Source organism: Coprobacter sp. (genome assembly GCF_982436375.1).
In genome coordinates this window covers 1-4,616 of sequence record NZ_CEWDCG010000219.1, presented here as the reverse complement: position 1 = coordinate 4,616, position 4,616 = coordinate 1, and the positions used below count along the sequence as shown (strand labels likewise).

Below are 4,616 nucleotides of genomic sequence, written 5' to 3'. Positions count from 1 at the left end.
GGGATGAATCTTTTAATTGTATATGTTGTATTTGACAAATATAGCGAAAAAAAGAAATATGATTTCTATTTTTAATTATCAGACAGGCTTTTAGAGTTCATTTAAATTTTCTAATTATAAAAACAGGCCGGGAAAATTTTCAGATTTTCCCGGCCTGTTTTTATAGATATCTCAATATATTAGAATTTCCATCCTAAGGTAAGCTGGAATACGCTATTTTTAGCGTCAGCGCCGTCAAAGGCATCAGTTGCACTGATTAGATACCGGAAACCGGCTGTAAGTCCCATTTCGGTTTCATATCCCAATCCTACACCGATTGCGAAATCAAAAACATTCGTGGCATCTTTTATGCTGTAATTTTTACCGTTGATTTTTTCTTTACCGACCGTGCGGAATCCGAATTGCGGACCGGCTTCGATATTTAATCCTTTCCACATATATCCTTTTACCATAACCGGAATTTGAATGTAGTCCAGTTTAGTTGTCAGATCATCGTATTTACCTCCTTGCATGGCATATTGTAGTTCCGGTTGCAAAGCAACATAATCATTAAAACGAATGTTGGCGAAACCTCCGATTACGAGTCCCGGACGGACGTTCAAACTACTATTTGTCAGGTTCGAAAGAGATAACCCCGCTTTTACTCCGAATGCGATTTCTTGAGAAAAAGAAAAGGCGGTAGCTAAAAATAACATGACAGATGCAAGTACAAATCTTTTCATATATATCAAGTTTTTATTTACCGGGAGGCCTCCAGTGGAAATAATTTATAATTATGGCAGGGATATGGCCTCCACAACGATATGGTTGTATATCCCATAGTTGATTATGCAACAAAAATAATATAATAAAATAAGAATATTGTTGTCTTTTTTTGGGTTTTCGTGGTCTATTTTTCTACTTAAGTTATTTTAATTTTGTTAGAGTAAATGTTGTATATTGGTATAATGGACCGGATGGTTTTATCGTTTCGCATTTTATAAAAATCAATAGGTGTCAAAATTAAGAGTTTGTCAAAATTTTACTTGAGTCAGTTTTGAGAGATTCTTTCGAGGATATTTTATCATTTTTATGGGCTATCTGACGAGAAAAAACGGGAAAAAAGACCGGAAGAAAGTACAAAAATGACCTGATAATATTTTTTGTTAGAAAATTTAGATAGGCTCTAAGATGAACACTTTGAAAAGTTATTAGATTGTGACTGGTAAACGTAAAAAGCCGTATCAATTCTATTTTTCGAGTAGTGATACGGCTTTTTTATAATCGGTGAAAGATGTCAAGTTTCAAATTAAAAGTCCATTTTCTCAAAGAGAGTTTTGACACTTTTTTCTAAAAACTATGTTCTTTCTTTTTTTAGAACATCCATCCTAAAGTAAGTTGAAATACACTGTTCTTGTTTTTTTCATGATCGATAGCTTTGGTTGCACTGATCAGATATCTGAATCCCGCAGTGAGTCCCATTTCTGTTTCATAGGCCAATCCAACACCGATTGCAAAATCGAAGATTTTTGTTTCGTCTTTTACATTCACACTTATATCTCCTTCTTCACTGGAAGCTTTTGTCCGGAATCCGAACTGTGGTCCGAGTTCAAGATTTAAACCTTTCCACATGTAGGCTTTTGCCATGATCGGGATGTTGAAATAATTCATTTTCAGTGTATAATCATTTTTTTTAGTCCCTTGCATGGAAAATAGTATTTCAGGTTGAACCCCTAAGTAATCATTTATTCGCATGTTTGCGAATGCTCCGACTACTATGCCCGGTTTTATCCTCATGTTTGAGTTTGTCATGTTCGTTAGATTTAATCCGATTTTAGGGCCGAATCCAATATCCATTTGCCCGAAAGAAAAGGCTGTTGCCATAAGCATCATGACAGATGCAAGAATAAGTTTTCTCATATTCAGAAATTTTATCCTTCCGGTTCCGGTTATGAAGGAAATATAACTGGAGAAGCATAGGAACCCCCGATTTTGCAATCGTATGCTCTCATTATTATTCAGTAATTATAGATTGCGCTGTTTTACTATAACAATCGGAGATATGGGAGTTGTTCACACGTGCAAGGATTTCTTTTTCTGAATAGTTCTAAAGATTTCTTTTTGTAGAGAATTTTATTCATTACGTTCTTCATCGCTCTCTGTAATTTCCTTGAGCGTAAGTTGTAGAGGTGAAACGAATGTTTGTTTACGATATGTGCAGTTCGTCACTTGACAGTGTCTGCAATAAGATTTAGCACAGGAATCTGAATGTACCGAGAATGAAATTTTATCGGTAAACCCTTTACATATAGTCTTTTCCAGATTTCTGCAAGCCGAGTGACCCTCTTCTATATTATAGTACCAAGGAAGAGTAAGATCGCAGTCTATATAATAATAACTACCGTATTTTACCATTTTCAGGTTGTGGATGTCTATCCAGTCGGGTTGCCTGTTTTTTGATATTATATCGGCGATTATGCTGAGAATTTTTTTATCGGCTTTGTCCATGAGGTTGGCAACCGTTTTTTTAAGTATGGAGATTCCCGTGAAAATAATAATAGTTCCGAAAATTAATGCCAAGGCACTGTCTATCCATCTTATTCGGGTAATATACATCAGAATTAATCCGATGACTAAGCCTATACTCGAATAAGTGTCGGATTGAAGATGTTTTCCTCCGGCAACCAAAGCGATAGAATCATATTTTTTTCCGGTGCGGATACTATAATATCCCAATAAATAGTTGATAATTCCGGCACCGGCGATTATGTAAATACCGATATCCAGTTTTTCGATTACAGAGGGAATAAACAGCCGCTTGATGCCTTCAAAAACGATTAATACCCCGGCGAGAATAATGAGGAGACCTTCTATAGAAGCTGAAATAAGTTCTATTTTCCCATGACCGAAAGGGTGACCTTCATCTTTAGGTTTTGCCGCAAGATGAAGGCTGTATAAACCGATGAATCCGGCAGCCACGTTTACAATACTTTCCATCGCATCGGTCAGAATTCCGACCGAATTAGTCATAAAAAATGCAATGAATTTTCCAGTCATCAGAATGACAGAACAAGATACGATTACGATTTGTACTTTTTGTTTGAGGCGGCCTTCGTCCATATATTAATTTACAAGATTTATTTCTATCGGGTTATCGATGTAGAGAGTTTCGTAATCGATAAATTCTTCAAAATAGTCGGCGCTGCGAAATCCTTCGTTATCTTTTTCTTTGGCACCGTATACATAAAAAGTCACTTTGTTTTCTGCATTCGGTTTCAATTCTGCATACCACAGATTAAGACCTTTATAAGCAGTATAGCCACGTCGGGTATAATATTCATCAGGAATAATGATCGCCATTCCCGTATAGTATGATTTTTTTTCTAAAGTATGCGCCATTAGAGCGACATAACCATATTCGTAAGCTCGGAAAGTGGTATCTCGATTCAGAACATTATCTTTTATGCCTGTGAGTAGGAGTGTGTTCGGAGGCATATTTATTAATGCTATTTCCTTTTCATAACCTTTATGTCCTGCCCAGATTGTTACCATCTCTGCTATACGGCCGGCAGATACTTTACTTTCTTTTAGGTCTATTCCGTAAATTCTTCTTACCGGACCTTCGCTTATCAATAAATAGTTCGGTTTTCCTATAGGGTAGGTTGCCTTGTTCGAATAGACTGCTATTTCACCTAATCCGATAGAGTCGGCTTCTTGCAGAATAGAGTCTCCTGAAGCGGTAAATTGTTTAAATGACTCTTTACCTGCAGACGTTTGTATAGAATCTTTAAAAGTCGGATATTTCTCCGAAGTTACCCATGTAAGTGTTGCAGTACGGTTTTCATTCGGAGCAAAATTGCAGATAAATGCGAGTTCGTCCCATTGCCCGTCTTGATCTATGTCATCAAGTTGAGAGACGATTGGTTTTCCGTTGTTATCGTAAAGGACAGGTAGTAATGTAGAGTCCGGATTATTTAATTGGCTACGTTCGATAACAATACCTGCATTATTCCGGTAACGGTCTGTGGGATTGGTCATTTCGATAACCAGACTCTCGCTTTTCTTTTGTTGATGACATCCGGTTAATATGAAGGTCGTCATCGAAACGATTAACATGAAAGTTCTCATGATGTTTTCAGTTTTAATGGGTAAAATTCTAAAAACAAATTGGGAGGAGAGTCGGTAGAAAGAAAGACTGTATGAAATTCTCCATACAATCTTTCTCTGATATTCTATATTTTATAAGTTAGCTTCGATTTTTGCTTTCAGATTGGCTTTAGAAGATGCACCTACTTGTTTATCGACAAGTTTGCCTTCTTTGAAAAATAAAAGAGTAGGAATGCTGCGGATGCTGTATTCTTCACTCAACTCATTGTCGTTATCGACATTATATTTTCCTATAATCGCCTTGTCTTCGAATTCGGCGGCCAGTTCTTCAACGGCTGGGGCGATACTGCGACATGGACCGCACCATTCCGCCCAAAAATCAATTACTACGAGCTTGTCCGAAGCGAGAAGCTCTTTGTAGTTTGCATCTGTAATTTGTAATGCCATGATTTTGAAGTATTAAAATTTTAATTTATAATGGTTTTCAAAAGTCTAACAAAGTTATAAAAAAACAATAAACCAATCCTATT

At 36.6% G+C, this 4,616-nt stretch carries 5 protein-coding genes; all 5 read right to left on the bottom strand.

What is annotated here, in order from left to right:
• Positions 1–179: 179 nt before the first annotated feature.
• On the bottom strand, positions 180–722 hold the full coding sequence (locus AC1WHX_RS10645) for a porin family protein (RefSeq protein ID WP_031258320.1): 543 nt from the start codon (positions 720–722) through the stop codon (positions 180–182).
• A 631-nt stretch (positions 723–1,353) separates the two neighbouring features.
• Positions 1,354–1,899, bottom strand: coding sequence for a porin family protein (locus AC1WHX_RS10640; protein WP_122338419.1), 546 nt, complete (start codon positions 1,897–1,899; stop codon positions 1,354–1,356).
• Between the two features lie 213 nt (positions 1,900–2,112).
• Positions 2,113–3,099, bottom strand: coding sequence for a cation diffusion facilitator family transporter (locus AC1WHX_RS10635; protein ID WP_122338418.1), 987 nt, complete (start codon positions 3,097–3,099; stop codon positions 2,113–2,115).
• 3 nt (positions 3,100–3,102) lie between these two features.
• Positions 3,103–4,107, bottom strand: coding sequence for a DUF4861 family protein (locus AC1WHX_RS10630; protein ID WP_122338417.1), 1,005 nt, complete (start codon positions 4,105–4,107; stop codon positions 3,103–3,105).
• Positions 4,108–4,218: 111 nt separating this feature from the next.
• A complete protein-coding gene (gene trxA, locus AC1WHX_RS10625; protein WP_122338416.1) occupies positions 4,219–4,533 on the bottom strand; it encodes a thioredoxin in 315 nt (104 codons plus the stop codon).
• Positions 4,534–4,616: the final 83 nt, after the last annotated feature.

Bases quoted from the DNA above. Each gene is read 5' to 3' on its own strand.
- AC1WHX_RS10645 (WP_031258320.1), bottom strand. From the start codon at position 722: ATGAAAAGATTTGTACTTGCATCTGTCATGTTATTTTTAGCTACCGCC.
- AC1WHX_RS10640 (WP_122338419.1), bottom strand. From the start codon at position 1,899: ATGAGAAAACTTATTCTTGCATCTGTCATGATGCTTATGGCAACAGCC.
- AC1WHX_RS10635 (WP_122338418.1), bottom strand. From the start codon at position 3,099: ATGGACGAAGGCCGCCTCAAACAAAAAGTACAAATCGTAATCGTATCT.
- AC1WHX_RS10630 (WP_122338417.1), bottom strand. From the start codon at position 4,107: ATGAGAACTTTCATGTTAATCGTTTCGATGACGACCTTCATATTAACC.
- trxA (WP_122338416.1), bottom strand. From the start codon at position 4,533: ATGGCATTACAAATTACAGATGCAAACTACAAAGAGCTTCTCGCTTCG.